Genomic DNA, 15,960 nt, shown 5'->3' on the forward strand with positions numbered 1-15,960 from the left:
GTGACGAACCGGCTGGCGAACGAGACGAGCCCCTACCTGTTCCAGCACGCCCACAATCCGGTGGACTGGTATCCCTGGGGTGAGGAGGCGTTCACCAAGGCCCGCGCCGAAGACAAACCGGTGCTGCTCTCCGTGGGCTACTCGGCCTGCCACTGGTGTCACGTCATGGAGCGGGAGTCCTTCGAGGACCGCGACATCGCCCGACTCATGAACGAGCACTTCGTCAACGTCAAGGTGGATCGGGAGGAGCGGCCCGACGTGGACCAGATCTACATGCAGGCCGTGCAGGCGATGACCGGGCACGGCGGCTGGCCCATGACGGTGTTTCTCACCCCCGACGGCGTACCTTTCTACGGGGGCACGTATTTCCCGCCGGTTCCCCGCCACGGCATGCCGGCCTTTCCCCAGCTCCTCGAGGCGCTCGCCGAGGCCTGGCGCACCCGGCGGGGCGAGGTGCTGGAGTCGTCGGGCCGGCTCGCCGCCGAGCTGAACCGCACCGAGCGCCTGCGCAACGCCGCCCAGCTCTTGACCGACGAGGTGCTCTTCAGCGCGTTCGCCGGTGTGTCGGCGCAGTTCGACGAGCGGCAGGGCGGCCTGGGCGGGGCGCCGAAGTTCCCGCAGCCCATGCTCTGGGAGTTCGTGCTGCGCTTCTGGAAGCGGACCGGCAACCCCACGGCCGGCGCGATGACGCGGACCACGCTCACCCGGATGGCCCGCGGCGGGATCTACGACCAGCTCGGGGGCGGCTTCCACCGCTACTCGGTGGACGCGCAGTGGCTGGTGCCCCACTTCGAGAAGATGCTCTACGACAACGCACAGCTCGCCTCGCTCTACCTCGCCGCCTGGCAGGCCTTCAGTGACGACGAGTACCGGCGGGTGGCCGAGGAGACGCTGGACTACATCCTGCGCGAGATGACGGACCCGCTGGGCGGCTTCTACTCCTCGCAGGACGCGGACTCGGAGGGCGAGGAAGGCAAGTTCTTCGTCTGGACGGGCGACGAGATCGAGAGCGCGCTGGGCCCGGACAGCGAGGCGGCTCTGCGGTACTGGGGGGTCGACCGCGGCTCGAACTTCGAGGGCCGCAACGTTCTGTGGGTTCCCGGTGCGCCCGACCCCGCGGCCATCGCCGGCGCGCGGCAACGCCTCCGGGAGGTCCGGGAGCGGCGGGTGCGTCCGGCACGCGACGACAAAGTGCTGGTGGCGTGGAACGGTCTCGCCTGCCGGGCGTTCGCCGAGGCCGGGCTCGCGCTGCGGCGGCCCGACTACGTGGCGGCAGCCGTCCGCAACGCGGAGTTCGTGCTCGGCGCCATGCAGGCCGACGGCCGGCTGCTCCGCACCTGGAAGAGCGGCGAGGCCAGGCTCAAAGGCTACCTCGAGGACTACGCGATGATGGCGGCGGCGCTCCTGGAGGTGTACCAGGCGACGCTCGATGGCCACTGGCTCGACGAGGCCCGCCAGCTCGCGGACCAGATGCTGGCGCTGTTCTGGGACGAGGCCGTGGCCGGCTTCTACGACACCGGCAGCGACCACGAGCGCCTCATCGTGCGCCCGCGCAACCTCTTCGACAACGCCGTGCCCTGCGGCAGCTCGGTCGCCATCGAGACCCTGCTGCGGTTGCGCGTGCTCACGGGCGAGACCGCGTACGAGAAGAAGGCGTTGGCGGCCCTGCGACCAATGGCCGATCTGCTGTCGCGCCATCCCGCAGGCTTCGGGCGCTTCCTGTGCGCGCTGGATTTCAACCTGGGCCCTGTCGTGGAGGTCGCGCTGGTCGACGGCCCCCGCGGCGGCCTGGAGCCGCTGCTCGCCGAGGTCTATTCGCGCTACCTGCCCAACCGGGTCGTCGCCGGCGTCCGGGACGGTGACGGCGCGCCCTCGGCCACCATCCCTCTGCTCGAGGGCCGCGTCGCGGTGGACGGCCGGGCCACGGCGTACGTCTGCCGCAACTATGTCTGCGATCTGCCGGTGACGGAGCCGGCGGCGCTCGGCCGCCAGCTCGACGGCGTCTGATCCCGCCGCGATCACACGAGCGTCTGGCGGAGGCGTGGAACTGTAAGCGCCCTTGACGGGGAGGGCGCGGCCCGGCCAGAATGCTGCAATCCGATGGGCGGCGCCGTGCGCGTGTCGAGGCCCCCGCGGGTGAGCGCGTCCCTGGCGCTCGCGCGTTACCGCGTCAGCTGCGAGGCCGTCGAGCCCCGCGACCTGCCCGCCTACCCGGGCTCGACCCTGCACCTGATCTTCGAGACCGCGCCCCCTCCGGGGGCGGAGGCGTTGAGCACCCACGAGGAGATCCCGCGGCCATTCGTCATCGCCCCGCCGCCTCTGGGCTCGAGCGACTATCTCCCGGGTAGCGTCGTGAGCTTCGGGCTTGGCGGCGACCGGATCGAGCCATGAGCGCGCTCGGCCGGAACGACCCCTGTTCGTGCGGGAGCGGCAAGAAATACAAGAAGTGCTGTTTGGCGAAAGACGCCCCGGCGCCGGGCGCGTTCACGGCGGCGGAGCGCAAGAGCGCGCTGGAGGGACTGTTCCGCTTCTCGCGACGCGCGGAGCTCGACGAGACGCACGCAGTGGGTAGCGCGGCCTTCTGGGTCGACTGGATGGTGGACCGCACGGAGGACGAGCTTCGTGAGGCGATGCGGCTGGGCGAGAGCGAGACCGCCTACCTCGAATGGTTCGTGTTTGACTTCCGCCTTGCCAGCGGCCGGACGCTCGCCGAGGAGTTCCTCGCGCGCGAGCGGCGCAGCCTGCGCTCGGGCGAGGCGCGCTATCTGGAGCGCATGCGTCTGTCCCACCTGCGGCCGTACGAGATCGCGCGGGTGAGGCCGGAGGAGGGGCTCGACTTGACCGACCTGTGGACGGGAGAGCGCCTCCGCGTGCAGGAGCGCCTCGGCACGCGCCAGCTCATCCAGTGGGATCTCCTCGGCGCCCGCGTGATGCTGGGGCCGGCCGGCGTCCCCGTGCTCGACGGCCTGCCCTATCTCTACCCGGCGCTGGCCAAGGAGGACATCCTCAAGCGCCTCCGGCGGGCTCAGCGGGACTTCAAGCGCAAGGTTCCAGGCGGTGACCTCACCACCTTCTTCAAGAGGCACGGCATGCTCTTCCATCATCTGTGGCTGGACCACGTCGCGCTCCTCCCGGTGCCCCGGGTGGTGACCGCCGAAGGCGACGAGGTCGTGCTGGCGCGGGTGGTGTTCGACGTGAAGGACCAGGGTGCGGTTGCGGCGGCCCTTGCTCGCCACCCCGATCTGCGCCAGCAGGACGACGGCAGCTACGTGTGGCTGGAGGCCGAGCAAGCGGCCGACCGGCCGCCCACCAGGCGCGCGGCCAAGGGAATCCAGGTGACCTCAATGCGCCTCGGGGGCGGTGAAGAGCCCCGCCGGAGCCTGGGGACCGTCGTGCCCAAGGGCCGGCGCCTCGTCTTCGAGACGACCTCACGCCCGTGGGCCGAGCGGGGGCGGGCGATGATCGCAGCGCTCGCGGGCAGCGCCGTCGCGTATCGCGCCACCAGGTACCAGGACGTCGGCCAGGCGGCGGGGGGTTCCCCGAGCCCGGCTGCCAGGCCGTCGGAGATCCCGCCGGAAGTGGAGGCCAAGCTCCTGGGCCAGTTCTACGAGCAGCACTACCGGGGATGGCTCGATGAGCGGCTGCCGGCGCTTGGCGGGCGCACCCCGCGCCAGGCCAGCGTCCTCAAGTCCGGGCGGGGGAAGGTGATTTCGCTCCTCAAGGCCATGGAGAACATGGCCGAGCGGCAGCGGCGCGACGGCCGCCCCGCCTACGACTTCGGCTGGATGTGGGCCGCGCTGGGGCTCGAGCGGCCAGGGTAGCGCCATCCCAGGCTCGTGTCCGGTCGCGCCACGTGTGACCTTGGCTGTCACAGATCGATGGCGTAAGCGACTGGCGCCTTGAGCGAGGAGCTGGAGGTCTTGAAGATCGTGGCGGGGCGACTGGCCCGGGCGGGTATCTCCTACATGGTGACGGGGTCGATCGCGATGAGCCACTATGCCGTGCCACGCATGACGCGCGACGTCGACCTCGTCGTGGATCTGTCCACGGCCGACGTCGATCGTATGTGTGACCTGTTCGAGGACGACTTCTATATCGACAGGGACGCGGTGGGCCAGGCCGTCGAGACCAAGGCGGTGTTCAACATGATCCACACGGCGCTGGTCGTGAAGGTGGACGTCGTCGTGCGGAGGGAGACCGAATATCGTCGGACGGAGTTCACCCGGCGCCGGCGCGTCGCCATCGAAGGGCAGGAGCTGTTGGTAGTCGCGCCCGAAGACCTGATCCTGTCCAAGCTCGAGTGGGCGCGCGAGAGCCGATCCGCGATTCAACTCGCCGACGTCCGCAATCTCGTCGAGTCGGTGATGAATCTGGATCGCGCGTACCTCGCCGAATGGATGAGGCGGCTCGGGCTGGACGCTCTGTACCGGGAGGCGATGCAATGACGGATACGCCGGCCGGCGTGGAAGCGCGGTACCGGCGGATGCTGCTCGCCCGTTCGGGGGAGGACCGGCTCCGGATGGGATTCTCGATGTATTCGACCGCCCGCGCTTTCGTCGTGGCGTCGCTCCTCGAGAGAGAGCCGCAGGCGTCGCCGGAGCGGATCCGCGAGGCGGTCTTCCTCCGCTTCTACGGTCGCGATTTCGACGACGCCACCCGCGAGAAGATCCTGGCGAGGCTGGCGGGCGAACGGCCGACGCGAAGGCGCGTGCCGATCGACTGGGGCGACCTGGAGATGGCGCTGACGTGGCGATCGGATGAGTATGACTACTACCTCGATCTCCGCACCGGCAAGGTGTTGGCACACGCCATCTGGGGCGACGGGGAGACCGCCGACCTCTCGGAAGAGCAGGTGGACGAAGGGCTGGCGGAGGGGCGGCTCGTGGAGGTGGAGCGGCTGCCGTCTTCGGCGGAGTACGGCTGGATGGTCGAGTTCGCCGCGTCGGTGCAGAACCCGCACCTGCGCGAGCTTCTCGACGTCGCGCTGCGCGGTCGTGGCGCCTTCCGCCGGTTCAAGGACGCGCTGGCCGGCTATCCGCGTGAGCACGAGCGGTGGTTCGCGTTCCACGACGCGCGCGTGCGAGGGGCGATGCTCGAATGGCTCGCCGACCGGGACATCGAGGCGACGACTGTGCCGCCAGGGTCCAACGGGTGTTGAGCGATGGCGATTGATAGTGAGGCTACCGGGTGTTCTTCCAACACCTGACCCGGCGGACCGCATGTCCGTCGCCGGATCGTTTCACAGCCCGGGAAAATCCTCCGCCAGCTGGAGCAGCGTGGCCCGGTCGGGCGGGGTGTGGCGCTCGGCCGTTGCCGTGAGCCAGTCGGCCCTCCAGCCCCTGCACGCCGGCCAGCGCGGCGCTCCAGCTCGCTTCCAGCGTCGCCGCACCAGCCGATTCTCGGGCTCGACGGCGCCGTACTGGCGCCGCGCCCGCTCCGCGTCGTAGGTGGCGGTCCCGCCAGGCGAGATTCGCCCTGCGATCGCGGGGATGATACGCGAACTCCGCGACCCGGTCCGACACTGAACGGAGACGGAGCGGGCACGCGGGCGCGACGCATGCCCCGGTGGTATACTCCATTCGTCGCCGTGGGGGGAGGATTCCTGAGAACCGGGTGCGGCCCGGGACCCCTCGAACCTGATCTGGATCATGCCAGCGTAGGGAACACGGCGAGACCGTTGAGAGCACGGCCGCACCCGGTTCCGGGGAGCGGCCGTTGTGCTTTCCAGGGCCGAGCCGCGGGCGGGAGGTGCCGGCGCGGAGGCGCCGCGACAGCGCAAGAAGACGCCGAAACAACGATGAAGATCACGGTGAACGGGAAGGTCCTAGAGGTCGACGACGGCGTCAGCATCGAGGCGTTGCTGGCGCGGCTGGGCGTCCGCCGCGAATACACCGCCGTCGCGGTGAATCGCGAGGTGACGCCGAAGAGCCACTACGCGGGCACCCGGCTCCGCGACGGCGACCGCGTGGAGATCGTCAGGCCGATGGGTGGGGGATAGCACATGCACGACACGCCGCTCGTTATCGGAGGCAAGGAGTTCAGCTCGCGCCTGATCGTCGGAACCGGAAAGTACGGATCCCTGGACGTCATGCGCCAGGCCCACGAGGAGTCCGGCGCCCAGATCGTCACCGTCGCCATCCGGCGGGTGAGCCTGCCCGGCAGCGGCGAGTCGATCCTCGACCACGTCGACACCACGCGGTTCACGCTGCTGCCCAACACGGCGGGCTGCTACACGGCCGACGAGGCCATCCGCACGGCCTACCTCGCCCGCGAGGCCGGGCTGGGAGAGATGGTCAAGCTGGAGGTCATCGGCGATTCCCGGACGCTATTCCCCGACGTGCTGGGCCTGCTGGAGGCGACCAAGGTCCTGGCGCGCGAGGGCTTCGTCGTCATGCCCTACACGAACGACGACCCCGTCGTGGCCAAGAGGCTCGAGGACGCCGGCGCGGCCGTCGTCATGCCCCTGGGCGCGCCCATCGGCTCGGGGCTCGGCATCCGCAACCCGTACAACGTCAAGATCATCCTGGAATCGGTGACGGTGCCGGTCATCGTGGACGCTGGTGTCGGGACCGCCTCCGACGCCGCCATCGCCATGGAGCTCGGCTGCGACGGCGTCCTCATGAACACGGCCATCGCCGGCGCCCGCGACCCCGTGGCCATGGCTCGGGCCATGCGACTGGCGGTGGAGGCCGGACGGCTCGCCTACAAGGCCGGCCGCATCGGCAAGAAGCTCTACGCCACGGCCTCCTCGCCGCTGGAGGGTGTGCCGGATTGGACCAGCTGAGCCTGTGCCTGGTCACCGATCGCGCCCAGACCAGCGGCCGGGACCTCGTCGACGTCGTCCGTGAGTGCCTGGCCGCGGGCCTGCCCGCGCTGCAGCTGAGGGAGAAAGACCTGGGAGCTGCCGAGTTGGCCCGGCTGGGCCGGGCCCTTCGCGTGGCGACGACCGAGCACGGCGCGGCGCTGATCATCAACGATCGCGTCGACGTGGCGCTCGCCGTCGGCGCCGACGGCGTGCAGCGCACCTCCACGTCACTGGCCGTGGCCGATATCGTGACCATCGCCGACAAGCGCCTGCGGGTCGGCGCCTCCGTCCACGGCCTCGAGGAGGCCATGGAGGCCGCCGAGGCCGGGGCGGACTGGATCGTGTTCGGTCCCGTCTACGACACTCCGTCCAAGCGCGCCTACGGGCCGGCCCAGGGCCTGCAGGCATTGGAGCGGGTGAGCCGGGGCGTCAGAGTTCCGGTGATCGCCATCGGCGGCATCACGCCCGAGCGCGTGGGCGAGGTGCGTCGGGCCGGTGCTCGCGGCGTCGCCGCGATCTCGGCCATTCTGGCCGCCCCGTCGCCGGCCCGCGCCACTCGGCACTTTCTCGAGGCCCTCGATATGGCCAAGTGATGGCGACGCCTGACGTGATGGAACAGGATCCGACTCCAATAGATCCACGAGAGTCACGCAGCCACACGCACCCAGGGCAGGCCACCCACGGCCCGACCCGGGCTCGCGGCCCCCGCTACAACAGATGAAGCTCATCGTCGTCGGCGGCGGAGTGATCGGCTGCGCCACGGCCTGGGAGCTGGCCAGGGCCGGCTGCGCGGTGACCCTCGTGGAGCGAGCCCTGCCCGGCGCCGAGGCATCCGGGGCCGCCGCGGGCATGGTGGCCCCGCTCGGCGAGTCGGCGCCGGCACCGTTCCGCGACCTCTCCATCGCGAGCTGGCGGCTCTTCCCCGAGGTCGCCCGTGCGCTCCATGAGAGTACCGGCATGGACGTGGAGCACATGACGCGGGGGACGATCTACCCGCTCTACTCCGCCCACGACGTGCGGGAGGCGCAGGCCCGCGCCGCCCAGGCGATCGGATCCGAGCTGGGCGTGGAAGCCTGGGACCGTACCGAGCTCCAGGCCCGCGAGCCGGCGCTCTCGGCCAAGGTGAACGGGGCGATGTTCGTGCGCGGCGATCACTGGGTCAACAACCAGCGGCTGGTCGTCGCCTACGCGCAGGCAGCGGCCGGCGCGGGCGTCGTCGTCCGCACCGGATGCGCCGTGTCTCAAGTCGTGATCGAGGGGGCTCGCGCCCGTGGCGTGATCGTCGAGGGCGAACGCCTGGATGCCGACGGGGTGCTCCTGGCCGCCGGAGCGTGGACGGCGGGCCTGACCGCGTCCTTCGGCCAGCGCTTGCCCGTGGAGCCGCGCCGCGGGCAGATGGTCGCCCTGGCCGCTGTGCCGCCGGTGGTACACCACTGTATCCACGCCGATGCCGTGTATCTGGTGCCCCGGCCGTCCGGCGAACTGCTCATCGGGGCGACGGTCGAGCGCGTGGGCTTTCGGCGGGCGGTGACGGCGGAGGGTATGGCTGGACTGCTCGGCGCGGCGATCGAGCTGGTGCCGGCGCTGGCCGCGCTGCCGATCGCCCGGACGTGGTGCGGATTCAGGCCGTGGGCCCCCGACAGCTTGCCCGTTCTGGGGCCGTGGCCTGATGTCGAGGGTTTGTGGGTGGCGACCGCCCACTTCCGCAACGGCATCCTCCTCGCCCCGATCACGGCCCGGATGATGACCGAGTGGATCGTGAAGGGGCGGCCGTCCATGTCCCTCGAGGCGTTTCTCCCCGACCGACTTCTGAGAGGCCGCCAGCAATGACGAAAGACGAGCTCAAGCAGCGGGTGTGGGAGGCCATCGACCGGCGAAGCGAAGACATCATCGGGCTCGGCGAGCGCATCCGGCGCCACCCCGAGCTGGGCTTCAAGGAATTCACGACCGCCCGGCTAGTGGAGGACACGCTGGCCAAGCTCGGTCTGTCCGCCCGGCCGGGGCTGGCCATCACGGGCGTTCGCGCCGATCTCGCAGGGCGGGGCGGCGCCGGTCCGACGCTGGCCCTTCTCGCCGAGCTGGACGCCCTCGTCGTGGCAGGCCATCCCGAGGCCGATCCCCGGACGGGAGCGGCCCACGCCTGCGGTCACAACGCGCAGATCGCGGGGCTGCTCGGCTGCGCCATGGGACTGACCGACCCGCAGGTCAGCGAGCACTTGGCCGGCCGGGTCGTCTTCTTCGCGGTCCCCGCCGAGGAGTACGGCGACATCGAGTGGCGAGTAAGCCAGGCGCGGGAGGGCAAGCTGGAGTTCCTGGGCGGCAAGCCCGAGCTCCTTCGCCTCGGTCACTTCGATGACGTCGACCTCGCCATGATGATCCACACGACCTCCCGCGCCGAGGACGGCAAGGCCGGCGTCCCCGCCTCCAACAACGGCTGCATCGTGAAGACGGTCCGCTATCTGGGACGGGCCGCCCACGCCGGCGGCGCGCCCCACCGGGGGATCAATGCCCTCTACGCGGCCCAGATCGGTCTGATGGCCATCAACGCCATCCGTGAGACGTTCCGTGACGAAGACACCATCCGGGTGCATCCCATCATCACCCATGGCGGCTCGCAGGTGAACGTCATCCCCAGTGAGGTGCGGATCGAGACCTACGTGCGCGGGCGTAGCGTGGAGGCCATCGGCGACGCCAACGTGAAGGTCGATCGCGCCTTGCGAGCGGGCGCCCTGGCTCTGGGCGCCCGAGTGGAGATCGAGACGCTGCCCGGCTACATGCCCATGCGCTGCGATCCTGTGATGGCGCACCAGTTTCGCGTCGACGCCGTGCGCCTGGTCGGTGAAGGGCACTACCGGGAGATCGGCCACCGTACCGGCTCCACCGACATGGGCGACCTCAGCCAGGTCATGCCGGTGCTGCATCCCTACATCGGTGGCGCGCGCGGCACCGGCCACGGCCCGGACTTCGAGATCGTCGACAAGCCGCTCGCCTACGTGACGCCGGCCAAGGCCCTGGCGGCCATGGCCATCGACATGCTGGCGCAGGGCGCTGCCGGCGCCCGCGCGGTGCTCGGCCAGGCGAAGCCCCCGATGACGCGCGAGCAGTACCTGGCCTTCCAGCGCGGGACCGCGACCCGGGAGCTCTTCGAGGGCTGAGCCCGGTGTACGGCAAGAGCGCCAGCGACTTCCCCCAGCGCGTGGTCTGTCTGACCGCGGAGACTGCCGAGATCGCGTTCCTCGTCGGAGCCGGCGACCGGGTCGTCGGCGTGCCGGGGACGGCTCGACGCCCGGAGGCCGCACGGGAGCGGGCCCGGATCGGCGGCTTCACCAGCTTCCGGCTCGACCGGATCCTCGAGCTCGAGCCCGATCTGGTCCTGGCCTTCTCCGATTTACAAGCGGACGTGGTGGGCGAGCTGGTGACGGCCGGCGTCACCGTCCTGTGTACGAACCAGCGGTCGGTCGACGAGGTGCTGCGGACCATCCTGTTGATCGGCGGTGTGCTGGGCTGCGAGCCGGCCGCGCGCGAGATCGTCCAGGACATCCGCGACGAGATGAAGCAGATCCGGGAGTACTCCGCGGTGTGGCCGGACCACCCTCGCGTGTACTTCGAGGAGTGGCCGGAGCCGCTCATCACCGGCATCCGGTGGGTCTCGGAGCTGATCGAGATCGCCGGGGGCCGTGACATCTTCGCCGAGCTTCGCGCCGAGGGCCGCGCCTCGGGACGCATCGTGCCGCCCGCGGAAGTCGTGCGGCGCGATCCCGAGATCATCCTGGCGTCCTGGTGCGGCAAGCCCGTGGAGCGCGCGACCATCGCGAGCCGCCCGGGCTGGCAATCGATCTCGGCCGTCAAGCAGGGCCAGATCCACGAGCTGTCGGGCAACGATATCCTGGCTCCGGGACCGTCGTTGATGGTGGGGCTGCGGCGCATTCACGAGATCGTCCAGGCCTTCCAGGCGTCCGGCTAGAAGCGTAAGCTTGGAGCAGGGTTCCGGAGCACCCTGAAAAATGTTGGGGGGCCGGCCGCGTCGGGCTAGGATTGGCCCTCCGTGACCGATCCCCGAGGAGTCGATCGATGACCGACCTCTCGCGCGCTCACCCCGAGCGCTTCTTCGCCGATCGCTTTGCCCTTACCCCGGGGTTGATGGAACGCCTGATCGGCTCGGCTCTGGTCGGCCGGGTGGACGATGCCGACGTGTACCTCGAGTATCGCGTGAGCGAGGAGTTGGTCCTCGAGGAGAACGTGGTGCGGAAGGCTGCCCGCCACGTCAGCCAAGGGGCGGGAATACGAGCCCAGGCGGGCGTCCGGACCGGCTACGCCCACACCGACGACATCTCGATGCGCAACCTGGAGGAGGCGGCGCGCCAGGCCCGCGCCATCGCCGCCGAGTCTCACTCTTCCGGGGTGGTGGCCGTCGCCGGCGGGAGGCCACACGATCTGTACGCGTTGGCCGAGTCGCCCGTGGCCACCCGGCTCGAGCGCAAGCTGGAGCTCCTGCGATCGATCGATGGGGCGGCGCGCGCGGCCGACCCGCGGGTGCGCCAGGTCATCGTCACCCTGGCCAGCGAGGACGTGGTCATGTTAGTCGTCACCGCCGCCGGCTGGAGCGTGGGCGACGTCCGGCCGCTCACCCGGCTCAATGTCACCGTGATCGCCGAAGAAGGCGCCAGGCGCGAGGTCGGCACCTACGGCGGTGGCGGTCGCGTGACCTTCGACTTCTACCTCGAGGACGAGCGCTGGCGGCGCTTCGCGATAGAAGCGGCGCGCCAGGCCACGCTCAAGCTCACCGCCGTGGAGACGCCGGCCGGGACGATGACCGTGGTCCTCGCCCCCGGCTGGCCGGGGATCCTGCTGCACGAGGCGGTCGGCCACGGGCTCGAGGGAGATTTCAACCGCAAAGGCGTCTCGGCGTTCGCCGGGCGGCTGGGTCAGAAGGTGGCCTCGGAGCTGGTGACGGTCGTCGACGACGGCACGCTGCCCAACCGGCGAGGATCGTTGAACGTCGACGACGAGGGCACGCCGACTTCGCGGACCCTGCTGATCGAGAACGGCGTGCTGCGAGGCTACATGCAGGACAAGCTCAATGCCCGGTTGATGGGAATGCGACCCACCGGCAACGGCCGGCGCGAGTCCTACGCGCATCCGCCGCTGCCCCGCATGACGAACACCTTCATGCTGGCCGGCGAGGACTCCGCCGAGGACATCATCGGCTCGGTGGCGCACGGCCTCTACGCCGTGTCCTTCGGCGGCGGGCAGGTCGACATCACGAGCGGCAAGTTCGTCTTCTCGGCCAGCGAGGCGTACCTCATCGAGAGCGGCCGAGTCACCGCTCCCGTCAAGGGAGCCACGCTGATCGGCAACGGTCCGGATGCCCTGACCCGGGTGAGCCGGGTCGGGGCCGACTTGCGCCTGGACGAGGGGATCGGCACCTGCGGCAAGGACGGGCAATCTGTCCCCGTGGGTGTCGGCTTGCCCACGATCCGGATCGACGGCATGACGGTGGGTGGCACACAGGTATGAGCACGGCGGCCACCGACGTGCTCCGCGCCCTGCTCGAGCGCGCCACGGCTCGCGGCGCCACCGCGGCCGACGCGCTGCTCGTCGAGGACCGGCACTTCAGCGCCACCGTGCGCCTGGGCGAGGTGGACACCGTGGCGCACGCCCGGGACCAGCGCCTGTCCCTGCGCGTCTTCTCCGGTCGGGCGTCGGCGGCGGCCTCTACGTCCGATCTCTCGGCGGCGGCGCTGGAACAGGTCGTCGACGAGGCGACGAGGCTCGCCAGGGTCACCGCCGAAGACCCCTGCGCCGGCCTGCCCGATCCCGGCGAGCTCGCCGGTGCGCCGCCCGATCTGGACCTGCACGACCGGGACGGACACGACTCGGGGCCGGAAGCGAAGATCGAGATCGCCCGGCGGGCCGAGGCTGCCGCCCTCGGGCTCGACACCCGGCTGACGAACTCCGACGGGGCCGAATGCTGGGACCGCCAGGCGCGCTACGCCTACGCGACGTCCGCCGGCTTCGCGGCCACGTATCTGACCTCCGGCTTCGGACTGAGCGTCGCCCCGATCGCCTCCAGCAACGGCGAGATGCAGCGCGACGGCTGGTACTCGATGGCCCGGAAGCGAGCCCGGTTGGACGCGCCGGAGGCGGTGGGACGAGTGGCCGCCGAGCGGGCGCTGCGACGTCTGGGCGCCCGCAAGGCCCGGACGGCCGAGGTGCCGGTGGTCTTCGATACGGAGACCGCGGCCAGCCTGGTCCGCAGCGTCGCCGCCGCCGCCGCCGGGCCCAGCCTCTATCGCCGCGCGTCGTTCTTGTGCGATCGTCTCGGCTCGCGGATCGCCGCCCCCGTGGTGACGATCGTCGATGACGGGACGATCCTCGGCGCGCTCGGCTCGCGGCCGTTCGACGGCGAAGGGCTGCCCACCCGGCGCACCGTCATCGTCCGAGACGGGGTGCTGGAATCGTATCTGCTGGACAGCTACAGCGCGCGCAAGCTGGGACTGAGCTCCACGCACCACGCCGGACGCGACGGCAGCGGGATGACGGTGGTCCCCACCAACCTCATGCTGCTGCCGGGCCCGGCCGCACCCGAGGAACTGATCGCGTCGGTGCCCAATGGCCTCTACGTCACCGAGCTCATCGGCTTCGGGGTGAACGGGGTCACCGGCGACTATTCGCGGGGGGCGGCGGGACTGTGGATCGAGAACGGCCGGCTGGCCTATCCGGTCGAGGAGATCACGATCGCCGGCAACCTGCTCGAGATGCTGATGGCGATCGACGGTGTCGGGAACGATCTCGTGCTGCGCGACCGCACGGCGTCGCCGACGGTGAAGATCGCTCGCATGGTGGTCGCCGGGAACTGAGCACGGCGATGATCATCGACAGCCACTGCCATCTTCACGACACGGCCTTCGCCGACGTGCGGGAGACGCTGAAGAAGGCCCTGGTGCAGGACGTCTGGGGTGTCGTGGCGGTGGGCTGCGATCCCGATAGCAACCGGCGAACGCTGGCCGTCGCGGCGGCCCTGCCCAAAGGGGTCTGGCCGGCGCTGGGTTTCCATCCCGACCGGCCGGACCTCACCGACGCCGACCTGGACGTGCTGGAAGACCAGCTGCGAGACCACCATTCGCAGATCGTGGCGCTCGGCGAGGTGGGGTTGCCCTGGTATTGCCTGCCCAGCGCGGCTGACCCGCTGGCCGCGATGGAGCAGGGACGTCGGCGCCTCGACCGATTGCTCGAGCTCGCGGTCAGATATGACCTCCCCGTCGTCCTGCACGCGCCCCACGGGGCAGCGGCGCCGGCGCTCGAGGCGCTCAGGCGCCACGGCATCGAGCGGGCCGTCTTCCACTGGCACAAGGCGACGCCCGATGTGACGAAGGCCATCGTGGACGCCGGCTACTTCGTGTCGGCGGGGCCCGAGGTCGTCTATCGGGATCGGGACCGCGAGCTGGTGGCCGCCGTGCCCCTGGAGGCTCTGCTCGTGGAGAGCGACGCGCCCTGGCAATACCAGGGCGAGTTCGAAGGCCTGCCCTCGGGTCCCTGGTTCGCCGGCCGGGTGGCCGAAGAAGTGGCCAAGATCAAGCAACTACCGGTGGACGATGTCGTGTTCCGGCTGTCCAGCAACACCTGCGAGCTGTTCCACCTGCCCTGGAGTTGATCCTTCCTCGGCGGCTCAGACGGTGAACGGCGACAACCGTCGTTCCGCGGCCTCCGGACAATAGTCGTAGCGCTCCGGCTCGGCGGCGAGCCAGGGGCGGATCTCGGGCAAGAGGGCATCGAACGCTGAAGGGAGTGAGACGCGCCGCCGCCGGGACGGCGTCGGAGTGTCGCGGGGTGTCAGCGGGATGACAACTTTGTAAGGCTGTGCTAGGACTGATGGGATGCGCCGCCGGTCCCTCATTGTCGTTTCAGTTCTCTTGATTCTCGCCGGCCTCAGCTGGGCCGGATGGGCCTGGCACCGTTCCCGATGGACCGTCTTCACCGACGACGCTTACGTCGAGGGCACGGTATCTCCGGTCAGCGCGAAGGTTCCCGGGCAGGTCAACGAGGTTCTCGTGGAGGAGCATCAGTCGGTGTCGGCCGGGCAGGTCCTGGTCCGGCTCGACGATCGCGACTGGCGGGCCAAGGTCATGCAGGCCCGGGCGGCGGTGGCCATCGCCGAGCGGCGGTTCCAGGCCGCTAGCGCCCGGGTCGGACACGTACGCGAGATGGTCGCCAGCCAGCGCACGCAAGCGCGCGCTGCCACCATGCGGGCCGAGGCGGCTCGCGAGTCCGCCACCCGGATGGTGGAGGCCAGCCGCGCCATCGTCGAGGCGCGGCGCGCCGCCCTGGCCTCCGCCGTGGCCGAACGTGACCGGGCCCGGGCATTTCGTGACCGTGCCGTGCAGGACCTGGGCCGGGCCCGCGAGCTGTTCGCCCGAGAGCTGGTGGCCCGGCAGTTCGTCGATCACGCCGAAGCGGAGGCCCGGGGCGCCGAGGCCCAGCTCACAGCCGCCGACGAGCGCGTGGCCCAGGGGCAGCGGGATCTGGAGACGGCGCAGGCCGACTCGCGGATGCGCGAGGCAGGCTTCGAGCCGCAGCAGCTGGGCCTGCAGACGGCGCAGGCGCGTATCGTCGATGCCCGCGCCCAGCAGCAGCAGGCTGATGCCTTGGTGCAGGAGGTGCGCGTGCGCGAGGCCGAGCGCGATCTGGCCCAGGCGCAACTCAAGGAAGCGGAGGCGGACCTGGCCCTGTCCCTCTTGAACCTGGAGCACACGGCGATCGTCGCCCCGCTCAGCGGCGTCGTGGCGCGCAAGGCGGTCGAAGTCGGTCAGGTCGTTCAGGTCGGGCAACCGCTGCTGGCGGTGGTGGCGCTGCACGACGTCTGGGTGGTGGCGAACTTCAAAGAAACCCAGCTCCGGCGCATTCGTCCCGGCATGACGGCCGACGTCGTCGTCGATACGTTCCCGGATCGGATGTACCGGGGCACCGTGGACTCGATCAGCGCGGGAACTGGCTCGCGCTTCTCCATCCTGCCCCCTGAGAACGCCAGCGGTAACTGGGTGAAGGTCGTGCAGCGCGTGCCCGTCAAAATCCTCTTGTCGCCGTCCGAGACGACCAACCCGCACACCTTGCGCGCCGGCATGTCGGTCGGCGTCACCGTTCGCCTCCGCTGAGCG

The 15,960-nt window shown here is 70.5% G+C and carries 16 protein-coding genes and 1 riboswitch; of the genes, 15 read left to right on the forward strand and 1 reads right to left on the reverse strand.

Annotation, left to right across the window (positions count from 1 at the left end; all coding sequences use genetic code 11):
- The 5 genes from VFR64_11290 to VFR64_11310 all read left to right on the forward strand — a co-directional run bounded on the left by VFR64_11290 (position 1) and on the right by VFR64_11310 (position 5,158).
- Positions 1-2,007: a thioredoxin domain-containing protein gene (locus VFR64_11290; GenBank protein HET9490325.1), complete on the forward strand. Its 2,007-nt coding sequence runs from the start codon at positions 1-3 to the stop codon at positions 2,005-2,007.
- Between the two features lie 93 nt (positions 2,008-2,100).
- A complete protein-coding gene (locus VFR64_11295; GenBank protein ID HET9490326.1) occupies positions 2,101-2,391 on the forward strand; it encodes a hypothetical protein in 291 nt (96 codons plus the stop codon).
- Positions 2,388-3,821: an SEC-C metal-binding domain-containing protein gene (locus VFR64_11300; protein HET9490327.1), complete on the forward strand. Its 1,434-nt coding sequence runs from the start codon at positions 2,388-2,390 to the stop codon at positions 3,819-3,821. Before VFR64_11295 ends, VFR64_11300 begins: the two co-directional genes overlap by 4 nt.
- A gap of 78 nt (positions 3,822-3,899) precedes the next feature.
- The gene (locus tag VFR64_11305) at positions 3,900-4,445 is read left to right on the forward strand and encodes a hypothetical protein (protein HET9490328.1); all 546 of its coding nucleotides are present in this window, start codon (positions 3,900-3,902) and stop codon (positions 4,443-4,445) included.
- Positions 4,442-5,158, forward strand: coding sequence for a UPF0158 family protein (locus VFR64_11310; protein HET9490329.1), 717 nt, complete (start codon positions 4,442-4,444; stop codon positions 5,156-5,158). Before VFR64_11305 ends, VFR64_11310 begins: the two co-directional genes overlap by 4 nt.
- An 81-nt stretch (positions 5,159-5,239) precedes the next feature.
- On the opposite strand, the gene VFR64_11315 is transcribed toward VFR64_11310, so the two are convergent.
- The gene (locus tag VFR64_11315; GenBank protein HET9490330.1) at positions 5,240-5,389 is read right to left on the reverse strand and encodes a hypothetical protein; all 150 of its coding nucleotides are present in this window, start codon (positions 5,387-5,389) and stop codon (positions 5,240-5,242) included.
- Positions 5,390-5,580: 191 nt separating this feature from the next.
- Positions 5,581-5,681: riboswitch (TPP riboswitch) on the forward strand.
- 116 nt (positions 5,682-5,797) lie between these two features.
- Between VFR64_11315 and thiS the strand changes: the two genes are divergently transcribed.
- From thiS to VFR64_11365, 10 genes are all read left to right on the forward strand, one after another.
- Positions 5,798-5,998 carry a sulfur carrier protein ThiS gene (gene thiS, locus VFR64_11320; protein HET9490331.1) on the forward strand — a complete coding sequence of 67 codons (201 nt, stop codon included), beginning with the start codon at positions 5,798-5,800 and terminating at the stop codon, positions 5,996-5,998.
- Positions 5,999-6,001: 3 nt separating this feature from the next.
- Positions 6,002-6,784, forward strand: a complete 783-nt coding sequence (locus VFR64_11325; GenBank protein HET9490332.1) for a thiazole synthase — start codon at positions 6,002-6,004, stop codon at positions 6,782-6,784.
- Positions 6,772-7,398, forward strand: a complete 627-nt coding sequence (gene thiE, locus VFR64_11330; GenBank protein ID HET9490333.1) for a thiamine phosphate synthase — start codon at positions 6,772-6,774, stop codon at positions 7,396-7,398. Before VFR64_11325 ends, thiE begins: the two co-directional genes overlap by 13 nt.
- A 124-nt stretch (positions 7,399-7,522) precedes the next feature.
- Positions 7,523-8,635 (forward strand): glycine oxidase ThiO, encoded by a 1,113-nt coding sequence (thiO, locus tag VFR64_11335; protein ID HET9490334.1) that lies wholly within the window; start codon positions 7,523-7,525, stop codon positions 8,633-8,635.
- On the forward strand, positions 8,632-9,960 hold the full coding sequence (locus VFR64_11340; GenBank protein ID HET9490335.1) for an amidohydrolase: 1,329 nt from the start codon (positions 8,632-8,634) through the stop codon (positions 9,958-9,960). The genes thiO and VFR64_11340 overlap by 4 nt, the downstream gene beginning before the upstream one ends.
- Positions 9,961-9,965: 5 nt before the next feature.
- On the forward strand, positions 9,966-10,769 hold the full coding sequence (locus VFR64_11345) for a cobalamin-binding protein (GenBank protein HET9490336.1): 804 nt from the start codon (positions 9,966-9,968) through the stop codon (positions 10,767-10,769).
- 107 nt (positions 10,770-10,876) lie between these two features.
- Complete coding sequence (gene tldD / locus VFR64_11350) at positions 10,877-12,322, forward strand: metalloprotease TldD (protein HET9490337.1); 1,446 nt, start codon at positions 10,877-10,879, stop codon at positions 12,320-12,322.
- The gene (locus VFR64_11355) at positions 12,319-13,665 is read left to right on the forward strand and encodes a TldD/PmbA family protein (protein HET9490338.1); all 1,347 of its coding nucleotides are present in this window, start codon (positions 12,319-12,321) and stop codon (positions 13,663-13,665) included. Before tldD ends, VFR64_11355 begins: the two co-directional genes overlap by 4 nt.
- 8 nt (positions 13,666-13,673) lie before the next feature.
- Complete coding sequence (locus tag VFR64_11360) at positions 13,674-14,459, forward strand: TatD family hydrolase (protein HET9490339.1); 786 nt, start codon at positions 13,674-13,676, stop codon at positions 14,457-14,459.
- Positions 14,460-14,682: 223 nt separating this feature from the next.
- The gene (locus tag VFR64_11365; protein ID HET9490340.1) at positions 14,683-15,957 is read left to right on the forward strand and encodes an HlyD family secretion protein; all 1,275 of its coding nucleotides are present in this window, start codon (positions 14,683-14,685) and stop codon (positions 15,955-15,957) included.
- Positions 15,958-15,960: the final 3 nt, after the last annotated feature.

It is taken from the genome of Candidatus Methylomirabilota bacterium (assembly GCA_035709005.1).
In the GTDB taxonomy this organism is placed as follows: domain Bacteria; phylum Methylomirabilota; class Methylomirabilia; order Rokubacteriales; family CSP1-6; genus 40CM-4-69-5.

Excerpts from the sequence above, each read along its gene's own strand:
- VFR64_11295 (HET9490326.1), top strand. The coding sequence starts at position 2,101 with ATGGGCGGCGCCGTGCGCGTGTCGAGGCCCCCGCGGGTGAGCGCGTCC.
- VFR64_11300 (HET9490327.1), top strand. The coding sequence starts at position 2,388 with ATGAGCGCGCTCGGCCGGAACGACCCCTGTTCGTGCGGGAGCGGCAAG.
- VFR64_11310 (HET9490329.1), top strand. The coding sequence starts at position 4,442 with ATGACGGATACGCCGGCCGGCGTGGAAGCGCGGTACCGGCGGATGCTG.
- thiS (HET9490331.1), top strand. The coding sequence starts at position 5,798 with ATGAAGATCACGGTGAACGGGAAGGTCCTAGAGGTCGACGACGGCGTC.
- VFR64_11325 (HET9490332.1), top strand. The coding sequence starts at position 6,002 with ATGCACGACACGCCGCTCGTTATCGGAGGCAAGGAGTTCAGCTCGCGC.
- thiO (HET9490334.1), top strand. The coding sequence starts at position 7,523 with ATGAAGCTCATCGTCGTCGGCGGCGGAGTGATCGGCTGCGCCACGGCC.
- VFR64_11340 (HET9490335.1), top strand. The coding sequence starts at position 8,632 with ATGACGAAAGACGAGCTCAAGCAGCGGGTGTGGGAGGCCATCGACCGG.
- tldD (HET9490337.1), top strand. The coding sequence starts at position 10,877 with ATGACCGACCTCTCGCGCGCTCACCCCGAGCGCTTCTTCGCCGATCGC.
- VFR64_11355 (HET9490338.1), top strand. The coding sequence starts at position 12,319 with ATGAGCACGGCGGCCACCGACGTGCTCCGCGCCCTGCTCGAGCGCGCC.
- VFR64_11360 (HET9490339.1), top strand. The coding sequence starts at position 13,674 with ATGATCATCGACAGCCACTGCCATCTTCACGACACGGCCTTCGCCGAC.
- VFR64_11365 (HET9490340.1), top strand. The coding sequence starts at position 14,683 with ATGCGCCGCCGGTCCCTCATTGTCGTTTCAGTTCTCTTGATTCTCGCC.